Source organism: Ulvibacter sp. 2305UL32-6, from assembly GCF_058148545.1.
This window is the reverse complement of sequence record NZ_JBYVKA010000042.1, coordinates 1-936: the sequence shown is the minus strand read 5'-3', so window position 1 is coordinate 936 and position 936 is coordinate 1. Positions and strand designations below refer to the sequence as shown.

General features: G+C 29.7%; 1 protein-coding gene. It reads left to right on the top strand.

The features are described 5' to 3' along the window. The first annotated feature begins 36 nt into the window (after window positions 1–36). Complete coding sequence (locus ACY2RU_RS17605; RefSeq protein WP_490139795.1) at window positions 37–852, top strand: DUF2971 domain-containing protein; 816 nt, start codon at window positions 37–39, stop codon at window positions 850–852. Window positions 853–936: the final 84 nt, after the last annotated feature.

Here is a 936-nt window from a genome sequence, read left to right as displayed (position 1 = left end):
TATACAAACACGTTGGGCACAATTTGATCACTCAAAATGGAAAAAATCAAAGTAGACTCAAAAACTGAAATTTTATTTGATCAAAATGATTGGAAATTAGTTGAGAATGGAATTATCCAGAACACCAACTCGAAAAATCTATTCAAATATTTTTCTTTAACTGAGTATAGTTTGCATTCGTTAAAAAACGATTATGTTTATTTAAGCAATCCTAAAGATTTTAATGACCCATTCGATTGTAATAGAAATCTAATAATCGAAAAACAGAAAGAAATTAAGGAATGGCATTATGTTGAAAAATTAAATGATATTTCAGAGATAGGAATATCTAGTTTTTCAGAGGATGGCATGGAACCATTGCTCTGGAGCCATTACACTAATTCTTATCATGGTTTTTGCATAAAATTTAAACCTGACTTTATAAATCAAAAGGAAAAAGAATTGGTAAAACTAAAAAAGGTAATTTACTCTGGCAACCCAAATCCAATTTCTATAAATTCAAAATTTGCAGAATACTATCAGTATATTATAAAACTAAACAACTGGAGCTATGAAAAAGAGTGGAGATTACTATTTAATGACCCTTCTAGCGTGAATAATAAGTTCTATTTTGACGAAAGTAAAATTGAGGAAATTTCAATTGGTTATAAATTTTTGGAGCCCAGAAATGATGAAGAGAGAAAATTAAAAAAGCAATTCGATGAACTTAGAAATGAGAAGTTTAAAAATATTCCACTATTTACTGTCGGTCCACATAACACGAAACTTGAACTTAAAAAACTCCGTTTAGTGGAAGGAACATTAGAAGATGGTTTAGAGATGATCAGACGCACTTTCGGTAGTTTGTCATGACAAACAGTGCCCAACACCGTATAAAGCCAATGGCTAAGTTGGTTATTGAATTAAAACTCCTACAATTTAAAAACGTATATTTAT

Bases quoted from the DNA above. Each gene is read 5' to 3' on its own strand.
- ACY2RU_RS17605 (WP_490139795.1), top strand. From the start codon at position 37: ATGGAAAAAATCAAAGTAGACTCAAAAACTGAAATTTTATTTGATCAA.